The sequence below is a fragment of the Halorussus salilacus genome, assembly GCF_024138125.1.
In the GTDB taxonomy this organism is placed as follows: Archaea; Halobacteriota; Halobacteria; order Halobacteriales; family Haladaptataceae; genus Halorussus; species Halorussus salilacus.
This window is the reverse complement of the sequence record NZ_CP099993.1, coordinates 561,953-579,436: the sequence shown is the minus strand read 5'-3', so window position 1 is coordinate 579,436 and position 17,484 is coordinate 561,953. Positions and strand designations below refer to the sequence as shown.

Genomic DNA, 17,484 nt, shown 5'->3' with positions numbered 1-17,484 from the left:
CCTACAGCAGGTACCGCTCCACCAGCTGACGGACGAGCGGCGGCCGACGCGTCTCGTGGGGATGGACGGTGACGGTCGTACAGCCCAGCCCGGGGAACGTCGGCCGGTCGTCGAACAGCGCGCCCCGGAGCCTGTGGTCGGCACCGCGGCGCACGAGCATGTCGGGGCGAGGCAACTGCCCGCCGTCGGTCCGGATGGACTCCGCCCGGACCGGAACCGAGAGCATCTCCGACAGCTCGGACTGGTAGTCGCGTATCGTGCGCAGTTGCTGGTCGGTGCTGTCGGGGTTCGCGGGGTACCACAGCGAGATGCTCCCGCCGTTGGCCGCGGCGACGGCCTCGGCGACGTTCAGCGCCAGCGGCGGATATGGCTCGCCGTCGCCCGTCACGACGACGTTCTCGGGGTCGTCGTACCCGAGGTTGTCGACGAGGAGCACGTCGCAGGGGGCGTGGCGGACCACCCAGTCGATGGGGTCGCCGAACAGCCGCGACCGGAGCCGGAGCGGTTCGTGTTCGGCCACCACGGAGTCGACCTCGCGGCGGTCGGCGAAGTTGACGATGGCGTGTTTGGTGTCGTGGCTCACGATTTCGTCGGCCTCGACCTCGACGCCGAACTCCGCCGAGAGCGACTCCGCACGCGTCTCGAACGAGACGTCGGCCGACGACTGGGCGGTCGCGTCCTCGGTGAGGGGGGCCTGGTCGGGTATCTCCTCGAACCGGACCGCGACCACCCGGCCGTCGTGGGGTCGGACGAGGTCGGCCGCGAGCGCGACGAGCGCGCGCTCGCGGGCCTCGTCGACGTTCTTGGTGAGCGCGACGAGGACCTCGTGGGTGCCCCCCGCGACGGAGTCCACGTCGGTGAGCGCGTCCCGGCTGACCTGCCGCCGGATGGCGTCTCGCGCCGCGCCCTCGCGGTTGACCCGCGGCCTGACGTACAGGACGTACCACACGACGCTCGCGACCGTGATGACGACGGCCCCAGCCAGCGCGACGGTCCCCATCTGGGTGAGCAGTCCCGCCCCGGTGACGGCCCCGAAGACCTGCATCCAGGGGTACAGCGGCGAGGTGAACTCCGGTTCGTACTCGGCGTTCCCCTCGCGGAAGGCGACGACCGCGAGGTTGATGAGCGCGAACACCATGATCTGGAAGGCGCTCGCCAGCTTCGCGATCTCCAGAATCGGGACGAACGCGATGAGCGCCAGCAGGACCGCGCCCGTGAGCGTGATTGAGGCGACCGGGGTCCCGAACCGCTCGCTGACGCCCGACAGCGACGGCGGAGCCAGCTTGTCGCGACTCATCGCGAACGGGTAGCGCGACGACGAGAGGATGCCCGCGTTGGCGGTCGAGACGAGCGCGAGGATGGCCGCGAGGATGACCGCGACCACGCCCGCGCGTCCGAGCGTCGCCTCGGCGGCGACCGCGACCGGCGTCAGCGACCCCGCGACGCTTCCGGGGTCGGTCACGCCGACCAGCACCGCGACGATGGCGACGTACAGCAGGGTGGTGAACGCAAGCGACCCGAGGATGCCCAGCGGGATGTTGCGGCCGGGCTCTTCGACCTCCTCGGCGACGCTCGCGACCTTGGTGACCCCGGCGTAGGAGACGAACACCAGTCCGGTCGCTGCCAGCAGGCCGCCGACGCCCGCGTCGAAGAAGTCGGCGTAGTTGGTCGATTCGACCGCGGGCGCGCTCCCGGCGGCGAACCAGCCCAGCGCCGCCAGCATGACCACGACGATGGCGACCTGGAGCCGCCCCGTCTGCTTCGCGCCGAGCAGGTTCACCAGTATCAGGACCGCGGCGAGCCCCAGCGCGACCGGCTTGAGCGGCAGGTCGACCAGCAAGAGCAGGTAGGGCACGCCGCCCACGAGCGCGAGCGCGCCCTTGAACGACAGCGAGAACCACGTTCCGACCCCGGCGACGGTTCCGAGCAGGGGACCCATGCCGCGCTCGATGTAGATGTACGTTCCTCCGGCCTCGGGCATCGCGGTGGCCATCTCGGACTTCGAGAGGGCGGCCGGAACCACGAGCAGCCCCGCCAGCGCGTACGCGAGTATCACGGCGGGGCCGGCGATTTCGAGCGCGAGCGCCGGGAGGATGAAGATGCCGCTACCGATCATCGCACCGATGCTGATGGCGAGTACCGACGGGAGTCCGAGGTCGCGTTCGAGTTCCTTCATGCGTTCTGGATGGACGTGTTCGCCCGAGCGTTGTTCGGGTGGGCGAGGGCAACTCGACGACGCGCGAGTTCCTCGGTCACGGCGGAACCCCCGCGAGTCGTGCGTCGAACCCCCCGCGCCACACCTACTGAAATATCGGTCCGTCCTCGTATTTAAAAATACATATGCCGAAGCGACAAAAGCCGGTCGGTTTCGGCAACGCTCCGGCCGTCGACGTGCGAATCGTTCACCAAGCGCTTCCGTCGGTTCGACGCGTGACCACGTCCGGAACGTCGTCGACCGGACCGCGCCCCGCGGGGCGCGGTCCGGTCGACCGCTCTGGGCATGTCCGAACGCGAACTCACCCGACCGTAAACGACACGGGAGAGGAACTGACGGTGGAGTCGGCGACCCTGCTCGCCCACGCGCTGGGCGATGAAATTGGCTACACGGGTCCTCGTGGGGAACGCGAGTGACACCACCGAAGGCAAATAGGCCGTCCCGAACACGCTCGCGTGAGGCCCCGGCGACTGGGAATCGCGGCGTCGATTTAGGATGTCGGTGCGTCTGGATTCGGCTGTATGCACGCGAATCGGCCGCGCAGACGAACGAGTCGGACGGCGGCACCGACGGGGAGACGCCCGCCGTTCCGCGACACGGACCCCCGGAGGAACCGCCATCGCCGGTCCGACCACGGAGGTGGACCGCGGCGACCGACGACGACTCACCGGTCGAGTTCGACGCCGAACTCGGCGTCGAACTCGCGCAGGACGCCCAGCGGGTGGTCGCGGGCGAACTCAGCGACCGGGAGTTCCACGAGAAGTACCACGAGGCCCTCGTCGAGGAGTTCGGCGAGGACGACCGCGAACTCGACGGGGGTGCTGGCCGACCTCGCCGACGGCGACGACCCCGCCGTCCTCCGGGGGCCGATGGTCAACAACGTGATGATGAAGTTCATCGAGGGGGTCCAGTGGGGGGCAATCGACTACCTGATCGTCGACCTGCCGCCGGGCACCGGCGACGCGTCGCTGAACCTCCTCCAGACCCTGCCGCTCGCGGGCGTCATCGTCACGACGCCACAGGAGATGGCGGTCGACGACGCCCGGAAGGGGCTGAGGCTGTTCGACCGCCACGACGCGCCGGTGCTGGGCGTGGTCGAGAACATGAGCGCGTTCCGGTGTCCCGACTGCGAGGACGACCACGCCGTCTTCGGGTCGGGCGGCGCGACGGCCATCTGCGAGGACTACGACGTCCCCCTCCTCGCGGAACTCCCGGTCCACCCCGACTTCGACAGCGCCGAGCGGGAGGGCCCCGCGGTCGGCGACGACTGAGCCGACTGCGGTTCGGTGACGAGATATCGAGAGAGCGGCGTTCCCGGACCCCGCCCACCGCGTCCACGGGGCTCCAGTCGGGCCGCGTACGCGTCGTCCCGACGCGTACGCGGCCCGAGTCCGAAATCCGGGGCAGGCACACCACTGACCTGAAATCCCTCTCTGGACCCTACCCCGAAATCGTGAAGGCGACCGGTAGCCAGACGTACGTGAGGACGACGATGGCGAGGATACCCAGTAGGTTCAACCACAGACCGGTGCGCGACATCTGTGGGACCGTTACGTAGCCACTGCCGAAGACGACCGCGTTCGGAGGTGTCGCCACCGGGAGCATGAACGCCATCGAGGCCGCGAGCGCAACGGTCGCCATCAGCGTCAACGGCGACACGCCGAGGGTCAGCCCGAGGCCGACCGTGATCGGCATGAAGACCGTCGCCGTCGCCGTGTTCGACGTGACCTCCGTCAGGAACACCACGACCGTCGCGATGACGAGTACGAGGACGACCGTCGGAACCCCCGCGATACCGGCCAGCCCCCGTGCGATGGCCGCGTCGAGCCCGCTCTCTCGAAACCCGTTCGCCAGCGAGAATCCGGCTCCGAGAAGCAGGAGAACGCCCCACGGAACGCGTGTCGTCTCAGTCCAGTCGAGAAGGAACTCGCGGTTCTCGTAGTCCGCCGGGACGACGAACAGGAGCACCCCGCCGACCACGGCGACGACCGCGTCCGTAATCGCCGGAAACAGTGGCTGGAGGACGAACGGCCGGAGAAGCCATCCGGCCGCGACGAGAACGAAGACCAGCAACACCCGCCGCTCGCCGCGTGTCATCGCTCCGAGTTCCTCCCGCTGTGTCCGGATTATGGCTTCGAGGTCCGTCTCGTGTGGAATCTCCGGTCCGAGGAGTTTCACCAGCAGTAGCCACGTCACGAGCAGGAACACGAAAGAGAGCGGCCCCGCGAACACGAGCCAGTCGAGGAAGGTGACCTGCACGTCCAGTCGGGATTCTGCCACGCCTGCGAGGACGGCGTTCGGTGGACTCCCGATCAGCGTTGCCACGCCTCCAATCGATGCGCTGTACGCGATACCGAGCATCAGCGCGAGTCCGAAGTCGGTCGCAGGACGGTCGTCTGGGTCCGTACGAATCCTCGCGACGAGATTCCCCTGTTCAGCGCCCCCGGCCATCTCCCGCTCCCGTTCGTCGACTGCCCACACCGAACCGATGACAGCGGCCCCGATGGGGACCATCAGCATCGCCGTCGCCGAGTTCGAAATCCACATCGAGAGGAAGGCGGTCGCCGTCATGAACCCGAGCAGTAGCCGGTCGGACCGCACCCCGACGAAACGCATGATGGTGAGTGCGATTCGTCGGTGGAGGCCCCAGCGCTCGATTCCGAGCGCGAGCAGAAACCCACCGAGTAGCAGGAACACGATCTGGTCGGCATACGGTGCGGTAGCCGCTGGCGCGTCGACGACACCGGTCAGGGGAAAGAGTACGATGGGAAGGAGGCTCGTCGCCGGAATCGGAATCGCTTCGGTCACCCACCAGACTGCGATCCAGAGCGTACTTGCGAGTGTTGCGTTTGCCGACGCGGGAATGTCGAACGGCGAAGACAGGAGGACGCCAGCGAACAGTGCTGGTCCCAGAACCATCCCGATTTGGTGTCGGGTGACGAAATCAGAGAGGCGACCGTGAGAGTCCATAGTTGGGTGCTGAGTCGGTGTTCGACGGGATACGAACAGCTACACGGTACGTATCGGTGAAGTTTCTGGCACGAGGACGATTGTAACCGGAAACGCACGCTCGCGGATCGCGTGTCGGCCCCCGGTTCTTTGCCCCCCGTCACGTATTGGGATGCGATGTACGACCGAATCCTCGTCGCGACTGACGGGAGTGACAACGCGCAACGCGCTTCGCGCCAGGCCCTCGACTTGGCCCGGAAGTACGGAGCCGAACTCCACGCCGTCTACGTCATCGAGACCAGAACGGGCTACGATAACGCCATTGTCGACCCCGATACCGTCCGACAGAACCTCCGAGAGGACGGAGAACAAGCACTCGGAGACATCGAGACGGAGGGACCCCCCGACGTTTCCGTCGTCACCTCGATTCGAGAAGGGATTCCGTACGAAGAGCTTCTCGCGTACGTCGAAGACCGGGAAATCGACCTCGTCGTCGTGGGTGCCAAAGGCCGGTCAGCGTTCAAGACGATACTGCTGGGAAGCACGACAGAAGAGCTTCTCCGGGCAGGTCAGGTCCCCGTCTTGGTCGTCGATAGCACTGGTGGATGACCAATGTTCAGCGCACACCTCGACGACTGTTCAGAGGCCCGTCTTGCTCGGCGACGACCGACGCGGAACTGTAGTTCCGGTGCGGTCGGAGATCGCTCGGCCAGACGGTGCCATCCGCGACATCCCGACACCGACGTTTCGATCTATTAGCAGTTCGGGAGACGGCAGTCCGTCGAATCTATATCGTTCGGAAAACGAATGGGCGCTGCAGGATTTGAACCCGCGACAGCTTGGTCCGAAGCCAAGTACTCTGTCCAGACTGAGCTAAGCGCCCGCACGTCGTTCTACTGGCCGGTCGGTTTTAAACACCGTGGTTTCGGACCGACCGTGCGGTCCCGTGACGCGGTTTCACTCCGAGAGGGCGGAGAGCCAGTCGACGCGGTCGATGGAGTACCCCTCGCAGTCGGGGCACCGCTGGCGGTCGAGGTCGAACCGCGCGCCGCAGTCCTCGCACTCGTAGACTCCTTCGGGTTCGGGGCCGACGGCACCGACCACGCGGGCGATTTTGGTAGTGATACGCATAGGTAGCTGACCGTCCCGGTCGAAGCGTACCGCGCGGTAGGGCGACCCGATTGAAGGCGTTTTCCATTCTATCGTCACAGAAGCATCGTTACAGCGCCCGTAAGTTCCCTAAAACGGCGTCTCTAGACCGTCCTCAGCCCCCGCCTGACCGCCACTACTCCCGCGATAGCGACACCGCGAAGTGGCTCGTCGGTGCCGTCGGGGATGCTCCTGCGCCGCCCGATGTCGCGGCGGCGTCCGTCGGCGGCGCGTCGGCCTCACCGACGCCGTCGGCGAGGAGCGCGCGCAGAACCCGACGAACCACCGCGGCATCGGCTTCCCCGAGGCCGTCGGACACGTCGGCCAGCCACGGAGAATCGGCCGCCACGAGCGCGCGGGGGGCGTCTCGGGCCGACGGCGAGTCGTCCTCGGAGCGTTCGTCGGCCAGCCTCCGCAGGCCGAGCCACGTCCGGACCGCGAGCGCGAGATATCGCTCGGCGAGTCGCTCGGGGTCGGCGACCGAGGGGATCGTGGCGAGGTAGGCCGCGGCGGCCGACTCCCCGGCGTCGACGCGCTCGCCGACCCACTCCCGGACCCGGGACGCGGAGGCCTCGGAGTCGAGTTCGCCGACTGCGCGCTCACAGAGGTCGGCCTCCTCGTCGGCGACCCGGTGGAAGGCGTCGCCGACCACGACCGCGTCGGCCCCCGCCGCGAGCACGTCCTCGACGCGCTCGCGGGAGTCGAGGCCGCCGCCGTACCAGAGCCGGGACCACGTCAGGCCGTCGGCGACCGCGTCCAGAATCTCGGTGGCCTCCTCGCCGCCGTAGGTGCCCGAGTATTCGAGGTAGACGAGTTCGCTTTCGAGGTGACGCTCGGCCGCCATCGCGCGCTGTTTCGCCTCCCGAGGCGTGAGCAGGTCGGCCGCGCCGACGTTGGCCTCGCGCGCGGCGGCGCTGTCGGGGTTCTGGATAATGTAGGCCTCGAACACCGCCGCCGAGAGGAACCACGAGGTGGCGAAATCCGCGAGCGGGTCGGCGACGAACGCGGGGAGCCACGGGAACTCCTCGCGGAGGAGGTCGGGGACCAGTTCCTCGCGGACGTACTCGGTCGCCGTGCCGAGCTGACCGACCAGCGACTCGGAGTCGCCGTTCAGTACCTCGGGGACCGCCAGCAGGTCGGCCTGCTCGCGGGTCCGGCGGGTGACGTGGCGGGGCCCGCTGGGTTCGTGGAACACCGGCACCGAGGTCGGCGCGAGCAGGTCGAACGTCTCCTCGGTGTTCTCGGCGGTCACGTCGTCCGACCCGCCGACCGACACCGCGCCGGTGTGGCGGAGGTACAGCGGAAAGAGCAGAGGGAGCTTCTTGGCGTGCTCGGGGTCGACCTTGGTGACGTGGGTCCACTCGGCGGGGACCGGGTTGGTGTCGAGCGGGAGTACGGTCCGCGCGCCGAGCGCGACGCCCCGGCCGACGCGGCCGAGCAGGCGGGCGAACTCGTCCGGGTTCGTCATGTACGCGAAGGGTCGCGTGACCCACATAAATAGCTCGCTCCCGGCCGAGTTTCCACAATACTCATGTGAGGCGACCGGCGACTCACGAACGTGACACAGGGCATGGTCGGCACCTTCCGGTCGAAGATTCCCGCGACGGGGCGGGCGCTCGCCAATCACCTCGGGGCGGCGAGGGACCCGCGGGTGTTCGCGGTCGTACTGCTCCGCAACGAGGTCGAGTCCGAGATCGAGTCGATGACCGAACGGCTGTTCCTCGGCGTCGAGCGCGACCTCGACGAGGCCCGAGAGGCGGGCGAGGTCGAACTCGCGCCGGGCGCGGCCGACGAGGGAGCGCGGTTCGACTACGACACCCGACTCGTGCTCCCGGCGATGCTCACCCTCGGGCGCATCCACGCCGAGGCCGGTGACGTTCCCGTGGCCCGCCTCGGCAGGGAGGTGGATTACGACCTCGTCTCGCGAGGCCGCGAGACCACCCGCAACGTCGTCCGGGCACTGCTCGACGGCGACATGCGCGACGCCATCAACGACGACGAGTACGAGGACTTCCAGACCAATCTCCGGCCCCGCGAGAAGGTGGCCGAACTCGCCCAGCAGAGTCTGCGGGAGGGCGTCGAAGCGTGGTTCGACCGGGAGGACACCCCCGAGGCGGTCCGGGAGTCCTACGACCACGCGGTCGAACTCTCCGAGCGCCATCAGGACGAGGACGAGGCCTTCCGCGACCTGCTCGACCGCCTCCGGGCGGCGGAGGTCGGCGACCGCGAGGCGGTCGCCGACGAGGTCCGCGAGCGGTACAAGTTCGCGCCGGTCGAGGAGGGAGAACTGTTCGACGAGGAGGCCGACCTGCCCTACTTCGCCACCCAGTACGCTCGCGTGGGCATCCTCTACGAGGACATGCTCAACATGTACGAGGCCGACCTCGGGATGGACCTCGGCGAGGGGTTCAAGCGCGCCATCGTGCTGATGGTCGTCGGCGCGCAGATCGGCCTCGACGACACCGACGACTACCCCGAAGATAGGGGGACCCAGCTCACCCCCGTCACCGCGGAGTTGAACCTCGCGCCCGACCGCGAGACCGGCGTCGAGCGGATACGCGACATCGTCGAGACGTACCTCGACCGGGCCGACGCCTGCGCCGACCCCGACGACCACCTGACCCGCATCGCGGTCGAGTACATCCGCCAGCAGTCGCTCGACCGCATCGACCGTCTGGGGCGCTAAACGGCCGAACGAGGCGCTTCCGTGCCAAATCCTCGATAGTAATCAAAAAGAATATAAGCGGAACAGGATATTTTACTGCCAGACGCTACCGGGGGATGCAGTGCGAGCCCCCGGTCGTATCGCCACGAGGAACCGCCATGTACGGATTGGGTGAGGTCTGTCCGGGGGTCGAGGTCGAACCGGGAACGAACCTCCTGGTGGCCGGGCCGCCGATGACGGGCAAACGGAATCTCGCGCTGGAGGTTCTCGCGCACGGAAGCCGTCGCGGGGACGGGTCCATCGTCGTCACCACGAAGGACGGCGGCGAGGACGTGCGTGCGACCCTCCGCGAGATGCTCGGCCGCGAGGAGGGCGGGCCGCTCGGCATCGTCGACTGCGTCTCCAAACAGCAGGGGATGAACCCCTCGCCGAGCGACGACATCAAGTACGCCTCCTCGCCCGTGGACATGACCGGCATCGGAATCCAGCTCTCGGAGTACCTCCAGGAGTTCTACAAGAGCCGGGGAGTCCAGCGCAACCGCATCCTGCTGCACTCGCTGTCGACGCTGTTGATGTACTCGAACCTCCAGACGGTGTTCCGGTTCCTCCACGTCTTCACCGGCCGGGTCCAGAGCGCCGACGCCCTCGGCGTGTTCGTCATCGACTCGACCGCCCACGACCAGCAGACCATGAGCACCCTGAAACAGCTGTTCGACGGTCAGATAGAGGTCCGCGAGGCCGAGGACGGCGGGTCGGAGCTCCAGGTGACGGGCGTGGGGACCGAGACCGACTGGCGGCCGATGCCGTGAGGGCCGCGGGTCGCTCGTCCCGCCTCTCGCCGCCACCCACACCCTTTTGCGCGCCCGACTCCTCGGTCGAACCATGCCAGTCGACAGCGACGCCGAACTCCGCGAGATACTCGGGATGGAGACGGTCGCGGTGGTCGGCTGTTCGTCCACTCCCGGCAAGGACGCCCACGAGATTCCCCGCTACATGCGCGAACACGGCTACGAGGTGATTCCGGTCAACCCCCACGCCGACGAGATATTCGGCCGGGAGGCCTACGACTCGCTGGCCGACGTGCCCGAGGGCGTCGACATCGTGAACGTGTTCCGCCCGAGCGAGGAGGTCGCCGGAATCGTCGAGCGAGCGATAGACCGCGACGACGCGACGGTCGTCTGGACCCAGCTCGGCATCCGGGACGACGAGGCGGCCCGGCGCGCCGAGGACGCCGGAAAGCGGGTCGTTCAGGACAGGTGCTTCAAGGTCGAACACCGCCGACTGGTCGGGTGACTCCGGTGGCTCGTCGGACGCCCCCGACGACCGACCGGAGGACCCCGGCGACCGGTCGGTCGCCGGGGTCCTTTTAGCCTCTCAGGCCGTAGCGAGGCCAATGGCCTCCGTCTCCACGGTCTTTCTCGACCTCGACGACACCATCTGCGAACACCCGCGCTCGACCGCCGACAGGCTGGCCGAGGCCTTCGACCGGGCGGGAGTCGAGCCCTTCTTCGACGTCGCCGACTTCCGGCGGTGGCTCCCGAAGGTGAGTGCCGAGACTCGGCTCGAACTCCGCGAGAAGTGCTTCGGCGGCGTCGCCGACGAACTGGGAGTCGACCCCGCGCTCGCGCGCGAGGTCGCCCGAGCCTACGAGGACCCCGACCCGGAAGCGGTCGAGTTCCTCCCGGGCGCGGAGGACGCCCTCGACCGACTCGGCGCGGAGTACGACCTCGCGCTGGTGACCAACGGCGGCCGCGAGACCCAGGAGGCAAAGCTGGCGGCGCTGGGCATCGAGGGACACTTCGACGCCGCGACCTACACCGAACCCGGCGGCCCGGTCAAGCCCGACCCCGACCACTTCCACCGCACTCTCTCGGCGACGGGCGTCTCGGCCGACGAGGCGGTCCACGTCGGCAACTCCCTGCGCGCCGACGTGGTTGGCGCGCAGGCCGCGGGCATCGACGCGGTGTGGCTGGCAGAGAGCGGGGCGAGTGGGGAGTACGCGCCCGAGTACGCCATCGAGTCGATGGCCGACCTGCGCGAACCGCCGTGGGTGTGACTTCCCGTGGCTGTCGGGGTATGACTTCCGTCTCCGAAGCCGAATCTTCCACCTCGGCGCGCGCTGGCGCGACCTCGTGTCGCGCCAAGTCGTGCGAGGGATGAGGACCGGAAGGAGCGAACGTAGTGAGCGATTGAGGACCGCAATCGGTTGGGGAGGTGTGAGGCCCGCGGTCGCGGTGCGGTCTCTCATTGGTGACGGCAGTAGCTAGCGTCGCCGTGGCTGTCGCTGTATTCCGCGCCGTCGGAGAGAGCAACGCAACGTCACGATTGAGCCAACGAGTACCGCACGGCACCGCGCCTCGGACCTCCCCGGCCTCCTGCGTTGTCTGCGAACCGAGTTCGCAGATCAGCGGGACGCGTCGTGTCCCGCAAGCCACGCTTCGTTGTCTCGGAAAATCGGAGATTTCCCGGATGACGAGAGAGCGAAGCTCCTTCGAACCACGCTACTCGGCCCTCGCGCAGAGATGGCGCGACCCAGACCGCGGGTCGAACCGGAAGACAAGCCGCGTCTTCCGAGCAATCGCGCCGTCGGCGCGATGACGCCAGCGCGCCGTGATGCAGTGTCGCGTTCGAGCACGACGGACGTGGACTTCACGTAGCGCACACCAGAGAGGGTCTCGACCGAACAAGCAGAAGAACAGCGCCCGACTACCCCTCCCACTCCTCGAACGACCGGTAGATGCCCTTCGAGAGGTAGCGCTCGCTCGAATCCGGGAACACCGTCACCACCGAATCGTGGGGCGCGTCTATCTCGCCGTCGCGGATGCGCTCGGCGACGTGTCGCGCCGCGGCGCTGGCCGCGCCCGCGCTGGAGGCGACGAGGTGGCCCTCCTCGCTCGCGAGTCGCACGAGTTCGTCGTGAGCGCGCCGGTCGGGGACCTGCAGGACCTCGTCGACGAGGTCGGGGTCGAACAGTTCGTTCGTCGAGGGGTCGTGGGTGCCGATGCCCTCTATCTTGTACTCGCCCTCCTCGGGGTGGCCGCCCTTCGTCTCGGAGTACAGCGACCCCTCGGGTTCGACCGCGGTGACGTGGATTTCGGGGTCCTGCTCCAGCGCGTACTCGGCGATGCCCATCAGGGTGCCCGCGGTGCCACAGCCTGCGACGACCGCGCCGACCTCGCCGTTGAGCGCGTCGAAGATTTCGGGAGCGGTGGTCTCGTAGTGGGCCTCGGCGTTCAGGGGGTTGGCGAACTGCTGGGGGACGACCGCGCCCTCCATCTCGTCGGCGAGTTCGTGGGCGCGCTCTATCGCGCCGCCCATCCCCTCCTCGGTCGGGGTGTTGATGACCTCCGCGCCGAGAGCGGCCATGAGCTGCTGTTTCTCGACGCTGAAGCGCTCGGGAACGACGAAGACGGCGTCCACGTCGAGCTGTCCGGCCGCGATGGCGAAGCCGATGCCCGTGTTCCCCGCGGTCGGTTCGATGACCGTCCCGCCGGGTTCGAGCTCCCCGCGGTCGAGCATCGCCTCGACCATGTACTTGCCGATGCGGTCTTTCACGCTCGCGCCGGGGTTGAACGACTCCAGCTTGGCGTACACCGGCACCTCGTCGGGTGCCGCGTGGACGCGCACGAGGGGCGTCTCCCCGACCGTTTCGAGGACGGAATCGAGGGGCGTCCGATGGGTCGTCATCGCGTAGGCAAAAGTTGCGGGGTCTGTTAACGTTTTTTATGCGTCGGCGTCGGGGGTCTCGGCCTCCGCTCCCGCGTCGGAGTCGGTTTCGGTCGTCGCGTCTTCGCCCGCCTCGTCCTCGGAGGGGTCGACTTCGACCGACTCGGGGTCGATGCCCCGCTCCTCGGCGAGCGCCTCCAGCAGGGCGCGCTGTTCGGCCGACTGGCGTTCGAGTTCCTCCACGCGTTGGTTGGTCGAATCGAGCGTGTCGCGCATCTCGACGACCTGCTCGCGCAGTTCGTTGAGCTTGCTGTACAGCTTCTCGGCGGTGTCGGCCAGCTTCTGGACCTTCTTGGCCGTGCTTCCGAATCCCATACCCGGGACGTGTATCCCCGGATACGTGAGGTTTCCGACTCGACCGTCGGCCTTTTGACCGCCCGCTCGGAACCCTCGGGCATGTCCACAGAGTTGCCCGAGACGCCCGCACCGACGGTCGGCATCCTCGCCGCGCTCGCGGTGCTGGCCGCCGTGGCCGCGCCCTACTTCCTCGTCCCGACCTCGGCGGCGACCGTCTACTACGACTCGCCAATCTTCGTCCCCATCCACCTCGTGGTCGTCCTGTTCGCCTCGGTGGTCGTCATCGTCTTCGCCGCCGGGCGAAACGGTCGCACGGACCCCGAGACCGCCGCGGGTGCGGCGCTGGTCCTCGCGGGGGTCACGGCGGGGCTCACCCTCTGGTGGGCGGTCGCCGTCGGCGGTACCGTCGGCGGTCTCACCGACGACGCGACCTTCGACTACCACCGCTGGGTGCTGGCGGCCGCGACGCTCTCGCTCGCGGCGGTCGCTGGGTGGTACGCCCGCGACGCGCTGTAACCTCGGGGGGTCGCTGTGAGCGCAGGGGGCGTTTGCGACGCGTCAGGCGGCGCATAACCAAGTCCCGGGGAGTCGGAGTTCCCCCCAGTCGTGTCGAGAACCGACGCACGCGGGGAGGACTCGGGGCCGAGAACCGAGGCCGCGCTCCAGGGCTCCGACCCATCCGTCTCGGACGCCGACGCGCCCCTCTCGGACGCCGACGCGTCCCTCTCGGACGCCGACGCGCCCCTCTCGGACGCCGACGCGCCAGACGCGAAGTGGATGCTCCGGGACGACGAGTTCCTGCTGGAGTCCGACCGCGAGTACGTCCTCCGCGACGACGGCCGGTCGTGGCGCTCGTGGGTCTGGCCGGTCGCCTTCGGCGTCCTCGTCGCGGTCATGGTCGCCGACGCCGCGCTCGTCGGCGCGGCGACCGCGGCGGGCCTCGACCCGCTGACGTTCCTCGCGCCGGTCGTCGCCGAGGTGGGTCTACGCGGGCTGGTCGTCGCCAAGGCGACGGTCGCGGTCCTGCTCGTCCTCCTGCCGGGCGTCACGCGGAGTTCGCGGTCGACCCGCCGGGCCGGAGCCGTCGCGTACGCGCTCGTGGCTCTGTCGGTCCTGTTCTCGCTCGCTGTCGCGGGGGTCGCCGTCTCGTGATTAGCGAAAGGCCCTTAAGTCCGTGGCTCCGAGTTGGAGATGGACTCAGGCCGGGCAGTTAGGCCCTGCTCGTCACCCGCGCTACGGTCTTCAGCGGGGGCCGAAACCCGGAGGCGTCCGGTCAGACCGTGCCGGGCCCCGGAAGCCGACTTCGAAGCCTCGTCCCACGGGGACAGCGGTCCTCGGCGGGCGCTCGCAGGAGCGCTCCAGCCGGGGTTTACCGGTGGCAATCCGTCAGGCGCGGAAGCGAGCAGCGGACCACTGGACACCTGTCGCTCGTGGGGTCGCGGGGTGGAGGACGCGACCGGGATTCCCCGACACGGAACGCCGGGCAACTCCGGCCCGTCCACACTCATACTTCATACGCGACACCTCTCTCCCGCACTCACGAGTCCGAAAGCCTGCGGCTTTCGGACTCGTCGCTGGCAAACGGTTTGAGCAATATCACTGCATCACCCCCTCCCTCGCGTCGAGCAGGGCGGCTTCGCCGCCCTGCTCTCGCTCGGTCGAGAGTTCCTCGGCCCGCTCGCTTCGCTCGCGGCGGATTGGGGTGTGGGCCGGAGGACGGTCGGCCGAGCGAAAAGGCGCGGGAATGTCGATTATTCTTCGGAGCCTTCGAGAGGCGGGAGGAGACGAGGACCTTTGAAGACCTCTTGTCCCTCCAGAACACCGATCTCCTGTACCAGTTCCGGCTTCTCCACGTCTTCGTCCTCCATGGCTCACGTTTGTTCCGCTTCCGGGATAAGTCTACGGTCGGTATTTACGCTCGGAACCGCTCGATCAGCGGGATTCCGGTCGCGACCCGAGGCACGAAGAGGACGATACAGGTGACGAGGGCGTGACCGAGGACGAGCAATACCGCGAGCCAAACGTCGGAGCCCACGAACACACCGTAAACTACCCCGCCTGCGTAGTAACCCATCGACAACAGTAAGAAGAGATGACTCACGAACAGCGCGAATCCGTCCTGTCGATTCGCCTGCTCGTTTCGCTTCATCCAGATGGTGTAGCTGTACAATAACACAGCGAGCCACTCGGTTTCCGCCGGTCGACGACCGAGCGCGGTCCGAACGTCGGAACGTCCGACTCCCGTTCGATACGACGTCCCGGTGTACGCCCAGACCGCTCCGACCATCGAGAACCCGGACGCTACTGCGCCTGCGGCGACGACCTCGTTCACCACCCGAACGGCGGTCGGCGTCGCCTCGCTACTCGCCAGTATCGACGCGACAGTCAGTACGACGCCGAGGACGAGAACGTTGAGTCGGAGGGTGTAGGCCGCCTTGTCGTCGATGTCGTTCAGCGCCTCTATCTGTCGGTCGAGAACCGCTCTCGCTTCCCGTCGAGTGACGCGAAGCGTGCTCACGTCGTACTCGGACTGCTCGTCGGCCATCGGTGGCCCGGATTCGCCGCCCCTTCGTACAAAAACCTACGTCGAGAAAGTCGTTCGTCAGTGGTACACCGCGGTGTTCCCGCGCGTCTCCACGAGGTCGGCACCGACCTCGTCGGCGAGGTCGTCGGCGAGTTCCTCGGTGGTGGTGCCCCCGCGGGCCGCCCGGAGGAACTTCACCTTCACGAGCTTTCGGTCCTGCAGTTGGTCGCGCAGTTCGTCGGTGACGGAGGCGATACCGGCCTTGCCGACCCAGACGGTCACGTCGAGGTCGTGGGCCTGCTTCCGGAGTGCTTCGTCGGTCATACGCCACTCTGGGCGTCGGAGCGCCTTAAAAGGCGTGAAGGGGCGACGAACGCGCTCCTCGCGCAGCGACGGCGGTCAGGAGTCGTAGGGATACCGCGACTGCGCGCCGCAGTCGCAGGTGATGACGACGTGGCCGTCCTGCAGTCGGACCCGGGCGTTCTTGCCGGGTCGGAGGTAGCTGTCGCAGTCGTCGCAGGTGAAGCGCTTGAAATCGCGGGGGAGCGAGAGGCGGTTGCGCTCGGCGAGTCGACGCGCGAGTCGGACGTACTCGCGGGCGCGGTCGTCGTGACACGACGCCGCGGCCCGCCGGGCGAGCGTGGCGAGGGTAGCGATGCGCTCTTCGGCTATGGACATGTGGGAATGGGGGGGGGGGGGTTTCCGGGGCGAGACAGGACAAGGATAGAAGGTTATCCTGCGTTGCCCCATGGGGGGAATTCTCCGAGCGCCTAAAATAGTTTTTGGTTTCCGGGCGAGCGGGAGAACGCGGTCGGCCTCCGGACGACCGCGTTCCGGTAGGATTTAGGCCGCGCCGCGTCTCCGCGCCGGTAGTGAGCGCGCTCGACTACCTCGAACACGATGGCAGGGGACGACCATGAAGGTGAGCCACTACTTCGAGTGGGAGGAGTACATCACGGGCGGCCACCACCAGTCGGTGCAGAACCAGCGCAAGATTCTCGACCGCCGGGGCATCGAGTACACCACAGACCCAGACCTCGACGCCGACCTGCTCCACCTCAACAACATGGGGCCGAAGTCGATCTACTACGCCAAGCGGGCCCGCCGCGCGGGCGTACCCGTGGTCGTCCACACCCACCAGACCGCCGAGGACTTCCGCGAGAGCTTCGCGTTCTCGAACCTGCTGGCGAGGCCGATGAAGCCGTACCTCCGGTACGCCTACTCGCTGGCCGACCACCTCGTCTGTCCCTCCGAGTACAACCGCCGGGTCATCGAGGAGTACGCCGACGCGCCCACGACCGTCATCAGCAACGGCTTCGACCCCGAGATGCTGGCGGGCGTCGACGACGGGGACCTCCGCGCGGAGTACCTCGACAGATACGACCTCGAACCGCCGGTCGTGTTCAACGTCGGCCACGTCATCGAGCGCAAGGGACTGGCGTCGTTCGTCGAGACCGCCCGCCGGATGCCCGAACTCGACTTCGTCTGGTTCGGCTACCTCAACCCTGCGGGCGGGGACCTCGACCGACTGCTCCGGAGTCGAAACACCAAGAAACTGGTCGAGAGCGCGCCCGACAACTGCACCTTCACGGGCTACGTCGAGGACATCCGCGGGGCGTACGCCGCCGGGGACGTCTTCTTCTTCCCGACCAAGAACGAGAACGAGGGGATGGCCCTGCTCGAAGCCATGGCGTGCGGGAAACCCCCCGTGGTGCGCGACATCCCGACGTTCGGGTGGCTGGAGGACGGCGAGGAGTGTCTGAAGGCCAGCGAGGAGTTCGTGGCGGAACTGGAGAGTCTCACGGACGAGGACCGCCGCGACCGCATCGGTCGGGCGGCCGAGGAGAAGAGCCGGGAGTTCCGACTCGACGCGGTGGGCGACGACCTCGAAGCGCTGTACCGGCGGGTCGCGTGAGCCGACGACGGCCAGCGTCCGGCGACTCGCCCGACGCACCGCGT

General features: G+C 67.9%; 18 protein-coding genes, 1 tRNA gene, 1 other RNA gene and 2 pseudogenes. 11 read left to right on the top strand and 11 right to left on the bottom strand.

What is annotated here, in order from left to right; all coding sequences use genetic code 11:
• Position 1: 1 nt before the first annotated feature.
• Positions 2–2,176 carry an amino acid permease gene (locus NGM10_RS02975; protein WP_253481655.1) on the bottom strand — a complete coding sequence of 725 codons (2,175 nt, stop codon included), beginning with the start codon at positions 2,174–2,176 and terminating at the stop codon, positions 2–4.
• Between the two features lie 451 nt (positions 2,177–2,627).
• On the opposite strand from NGM10_RS02975, the pseudogene NGM10_RS18265 reads away from it, so the two are divergent.
• Positions 2,628–2,960, top strand: a pseudogene (locus NGM10_RS18265) (4Fe-4S ferredoxin N-terminal domain-containing protein); the annotation flags it as partial.
• Here the strand turns inward: NGM10_RS18265 and NGM10_RS18260 are convergent.
• Positions 2,880–3,113, bottom strand: coding sequence for a hypothetical protein (locus tag NGM10_RS18260; RefSeq protein WP_368408679.1), 234 nt, complete (start codon positions 3,111–3,113; stop codon positions 2,880–2,882). The pseudogene NGM10_RS18265 and the gene NGM10_RS18260 sit on opposite strands and share 81 nt — an antisense overlap.
• Between NGM10_RS18260 and NGM10_RS02965 the strand changes: the two are divergent.
• Positions 3,046–3,483 (top strand): annotated as a pseudogene (locus tag NGM10_RS02965) (P-loop NTPase); the annotation flags it as partial. The gene NGM10_RS18260 and the pseudogene NGM10_RS02965 overlap by 68 nt on opposite strands.
• A gap of 172 nt (positions 3,484–3,655) precedes the next feature.
• On the opposite strand, the gene NGM10_RS02960 reads toward NGM10_RS02965, so the two are convergent.
• Positions 3,656–5,134, bottom strand: coding sequence for an SLC13 family permease (locus NGM10_RS02960; RefSeq protein ID WP_253481650.1), 1,479 nt, complete (start codon positions 5,132–5,134; stop codon positions 3,656–3,658).
• A 207-nt stretch (positions 5,135–5,341) separates the two neighbouring features.
• Here NGM10_RS02960 and NGM10_RS02955 point away from each other — a divergent pair, with 207 nt between their 5' ends.
• Positions 5,342–5,773: a universal stress protein gene (locus NGM10_RS02955; RefSeq protein ID WP_253481647.1), complete on the top strand. Its 432-nt coding sequence runs from the start codon at positions 5,342–5,344 to the stop codon at positions 5,771–5,773.
• A 199-nt stretch (positions 5,774–5,972) separates the two neighbouring features.
• Here the strand turns inward: NGM10_RS02955 and NGM10_RS02950 are convergent.
• From NGM10_RS02950 to NGM10_RS02940, 3 genes are all read right to left on the bottom strand, one after another.
• Positions 5,973–6,047: transfer RNA gene (locus NGM10_RS02950), tRNA-Arg, on the bottom strand.
• A gap of 74 nt (positions 6,048–6,121) precedes the next feature.
• Complete coding sequence (locus NGM10_RS02945) at positions 6,122–6,295, bottom strand: FmdB family zinc ribbon protein (RefSeq protein WP_253481644.1); 174 nt, start codon at positions 6,293–6,295, stop codon at positions 6,122–6,124.
• 154 nt (positions 6,296–6,449) lie between these two features.
• Entirely contained in the window at positions 6,450–7,781 is a 1,332-nt protein-coding gene (locus NGM10_RS02940) for a geranylgeranylglyceryl/heptaprenylglyceryl phosphate synthase (RefSeq protein ID WP_253481642.1), read from the bottom strand.
• Between the two features lie 90 nt (positions 7,782–7,871).
• Between NGM10_RS02940 and NGM10_RS02935 the strand changes: the two genes are divergently transcribed.
• The 4 genes from NGM10_RS02935 (at position 7,872) to NGM10_RS02920 (ending at position 11,034) form a co-directional block, all read left to right on the top strand.
• On the top strand, positions 7,872–8,999 hold the full coding sequence (locus NGM10_RS02935) for a hypothetical protein (RefSeq protein ID WP_253481640.1): 1,128 nt from the start codon (positions 7,872–7,874) through the stop codon (positions 8,997–8,999).
• 137 nt (positions 9,000–9,136) lie between these two features.
• The gene (locus tag NGM10_RS02930) at positions 9,137–9,787 is read left to right on the top strand and encodes an RAD55 family ATPase (RefSeq protein WP_253481638.1); all 651 of its coding nucleotides are present in this window, start codon (positions 9,137–9,139) and stop codon (positions 9,785–9,787) included.
• Positions 9,788–9,860: 73 nt separating this feature from the next.
• Entirely contained in the window at positions 9,861–10,271 is a 411-nt protein-coding gene (locus tag NGM10_RS02925; protein ID WP_253481637.1) for a CoA-binding protein, read from the top strand.
• A gap of 100 nt (positions 10,272–10,371) precedes the next feature.
• Positions 10,372–11,034, top strand: coding sequence for an HAD family hydrolase (locus NGM10_RS02920; protein ID WP_253481635.1), 663 nt, complete (start codon positions 10,372–10,374; stop codon positions 11,032–11,034).
• Positions 11,035–11,684: 650 nt separating this feature from the next.
• On the opposite strand, the gene NGM10_RS02915 is transcribed toward NGM10_RS02920, so the two are convergent.
• Together NGM10_RS02915 and NGM10_RS02910 are read right to left on the bottom strand one after the other, a co-directional pair.
• Complete coding sequence (locus NGM10_RS02915) at positions 11,685–12,665, bottom strand: PLP-dependent cysteine synthase family protein (RefSeq protein ID WP_253481633.1); 981 nt, start codon at positions 12,663–12,665, stop codon at positions 11,685–11,687.
• Positions 12,666–12,701: 36 nt separating this feature from the next.
• Complete coding sequence (locus tag NGM10_RS02910; RefSeq protein WP_253481631.1) at positions 12,702–13,019, bottom strand: DUF5798 family protein; 318 nt, start codon at positions 13,017–13,019, stop codon at positions 12,702–12,704.
• Between the two features lie 81 nt (positions 13,020–13,100).
• On the opposite strand from NGM10_RS02910, the gene NGM10_RS02905 reads away from it, so the two are divergent.
• The 3 genes from NGM10_RS02905 to ffs all read left to right on the top strand — a co-directional run bounded on the left by NGM10_RS02905 (position 13,101) and on the right by ffs (position 14,501).
• Positions 13,101–13,517 carry a DUF7548 family protein gene (locus NGM10_RS02905; protein ID WP_253481629.1) on the top strand — a complete coding sequence of 139 codons (417 nt, stop codon included), beginning with the start codon at positions 13,101–13,103 and terminating at the stop codon, positions 13,515–13,517.
• Between the two features lie 90 nt (positions 13,518–13,607).
• Positions 13,608–14,153 (top strand): hypothetical protein, encoded by a 546-nt coding sequence (locus tag NGM10_RS02900; protein WP_253481627.1) that lies wholly within the window; start codon positions 13,608–13,610, stop codon positions 14,151–14,153.
• 37 nt (positions 14,154–14,190) lie between these two features.
• Positions 14,191–14,501, top strand: an RNA gene (ffs, locus tag NGM10_RS02895) — signal recognition particle sRNA.
• A gap of 412 nt (positions 14,502–14,913) precedes the next feature.
• Here the strand turns inward: ffs and NGM10_RS02890 are convergent.
• The 3 genes from NGM10_RS02890 to NGM10_RS02880 all read right to left on the bottom strand — a co-directional run bounded on the left by NGM10_RS02890 (position 14,914) and on the right by NGM10_RS02880 (position 16,203).
• Positions 14,914–15,546: a hypothetical protein gene (locus tag NGM10_RS02890; RefSeq protein WP_253481625.1), complete on the bottom strand. Its 633-nt coding sequence runs from the start codon at positions 15,544–15,546 to the stop codon at positions 14,914–14,916.
• A 57-nt stretch (positions 15,547–15,603) separates the two neighbouring features.
• The gene (locus tag NGM10_RS02885) at positions 15,604–15,849 is read right to left on the bottom strand and encodes a YhbY family RNA-binding protein (RefSeq protein WP_253481622.1); all 246 of its coding nucleotides are present in this window, start codon (positions 15,847–15,849) and stop codon (positions 15,604–15,606) included.
• Positions 15,850–15,924: 75 nt separating this feature from the next.
• Positions 15,925–16,203 carry a ribonuclease P protein component 4 gene (locus tag NGM10_RS02880; protein ID WP_253481620.1) on the bottom strand — a complete coding sequence of 93 codons (279 nt, stop codon included), beginning with the start codon at positions 16,201–16,203 and terminating at the stop codon, positions 15,925–15,927.
• A 238-nt stretch (positions 16,204–16,441) separates the two neighbouring features.
• Between NGM10_RS02880 and NGM10_RS02875 the strand changes: the two genes are divergently transcribed.
• Positions 16,442–17,440, top strand: coding sequence for a glycosyltransferase family 4 protein (locus NGM10_RS02875; protein ID WP_253481618.1), 999 nt, complete (start codon positions 16,442–16,444; stop codon positions 17,438–17,440).
• The last annotated feature ends 44 nt before the right edge of the window (positions 17,441–17,484 follow it).

Excerpts from the sequence above, each read along its gene's own strand:
- NGM10_RS02975 (WP_253481655.1), bottom strand. The coding sequence starts at position 2,176 with ATGAAGGAACTCGAACGCGACCTCGGACTCCCGTCGGTACTCGCCATC.
- NGM10_RS18260 (WP_368408679.1), bottom strand. The coding sequence starts at position 3,113 with ATGAACTTCATCATCACGTTGTTGACCATCGGCCCCCGGAGGACGGCG.
- NGM10_RS02960 (WP_253481650.1), bottom strand. The coding sequence starts at position 5,134 with ATGGTTCTGGGACCAGCACTGTTCGCTGGCGTCCTCCTGTCTTCGCCG.
- NGM10_RS02955 (WP_253481647.1), top strand. The coding sequence starts at position 5,342 with ATGTACGACCGAATCCTCGTCGCGACTGACGGGAGTGACAACGCGCAA.
- NGM10_RS02945 (WP_253481644.1), bottom strand. The coding sequence starts at position 6,295 with ATGCGTATCACTACCAAAATCGCCCGCGTGGTCGGTGCCGTCGGCCCC.
- NGM10_RS02940 (WP_253481642.1), bottom strand. The coding sequence starts at position 7,781 with ATGACGAACCCGGACGAGTTCGCCCGCCTGCTCGGCCGCGTCGGCCGG.
- NGM10_RS02930 (WP_253481638.1), top strand. The coding sequence starts at position 9,137 with ATGTACGGATTGGGTGAGGTCTGTCCGGGGGTCGAGGTCGAACCGGGA.
- NGM10_RS02925 (WP_253481637.1), top strand. The coding sequence starts at position 9,861 with ATGCCAGTCGACAGCGACGCCGAACTCCGCGAGATACTCGGGATGGAG.
- NGM10_RS02920 (WP_253481635.1), top strand. The coding sequence starts at position 10,372 with ATGGCCTCCGTCTCCACGGTCTTTCTCGACCTCGACGACACCATCTGC.
- NGM10_RS02915 (WP_253481633.1), bottom strand. The coding sequence starts at position 12,665 with ATGACGACCCATCGGACGCCCCTCGATTCCGTCCTCGAAACGGTCGGG.
- NGM10_RS02910 (WP_253481631.1), bottom strand. The coding sequence starts at position 13,019 with ATGGGATTCGGAAGCACGGCCAAGAAGGTCCAGAAGCTGGCCGACACC.
- NGM10_RS02905 (WP_253481629.1), top strand. The coding sequence starts at position 13,101 with ATGTCCACAGAGTTGCCCGAGACGCCCGCACCGACGGTCGGCATCCTC.
- NGM10_RS02890 (WP_253481625.1), bottom strand. The coding sequence starts at position 15,546 with ATGGCCGACGAGCAGTCCGAGTACGACGTGAGCACGCTTCGCGTCACT.
- NGM10_RS02885 (WP_253481622.1), bottom strand. The coding sequence starts at position 15,849 with ATGACCGACGAAGCACTCCGGAAGCAGGCCCACGACCTCGACGTGACC.
- NGM10_RS02880 (WP_253481620.1), bottom strand. The coding sequence starts at position 16,203 with ATGTCCATAGCCGAAGAGCGCATCGCTACCCTCGCCACGCTCGCCCGG.
- NGM10_RS02875 (WP_253481618.1), top strand. The coding sequence starts at position 16,442 with ATGAAGGTGAGCCACTACTTCGAGTGGGAGGAGTACATCACGGGCGGC.